This window comes from Paenibacillus sp. 01T422, from assembly GCF_056398785.1.
The window spans coordinates 1-459 of sequence record NZ_JBFTQB010001648.1; the positions used below are offsets into that span (position 1 = coordinate 1).

At 36.2% G+C, this 459-nt stretch carries 1 protein-coding gene; it reads left to right on the forward strand.

Annotated elements, in window-relative coordinates:
- Positions 1–74 precede the first annotated feature (74 nt).
- Positions 75–401 carry a winged helix-turn-helix domain-containing protein gene (locus AC1DUA_RS40600; RefSeq protein WP_477505014.1) on the forward strand — a complete coding sequence of 109 codons (327 nt, stop codon included), beginning with the start codon at positions 75–77 and terminating at the stop codon, positions 399–401.
- The last annotated feature ends 58 nt before the right edge of the window (positions 402–459 follow it).

Genomic DNA, 459 nt, shown 5'->3' on the forward strand with positions numbered 1-459 from the left:
GTATATACTCGCGGTATATACTCGCGGACCGAATAATGTATCTTTAAGATCTTAAATAAGAAAGGATAATTCGAATGAACTCCTTCCTATCTGATCATCAGTTTACGAACATCTCTATTGCTCTTTCAGATCAGAGGCGTTATCAAATCCTGAAAGAAATTGGAGCTTCTAAAGCTCCATTACAATATAAAGCCCTACTCGATTCCCAAAATGTCAGTTCTACAACTATTTCTCATGATCTTAATGAGCTGGAAAACGCAGGCTTGATTCAGTTTATCTGTGACGGAACAAACATGAGTCTCAAGCTGCAAACTGACATATTTCAAGCCTACCTAAATCAGTTTTCAGACATGACACAAATATCCCCGGATAAATTAATTAATAAATGTCAAATGATGTAATGGATATCTGGTTATATTGCGAAATAGGGGCTGCCCTCAAAAGTAGATAAATCTACTT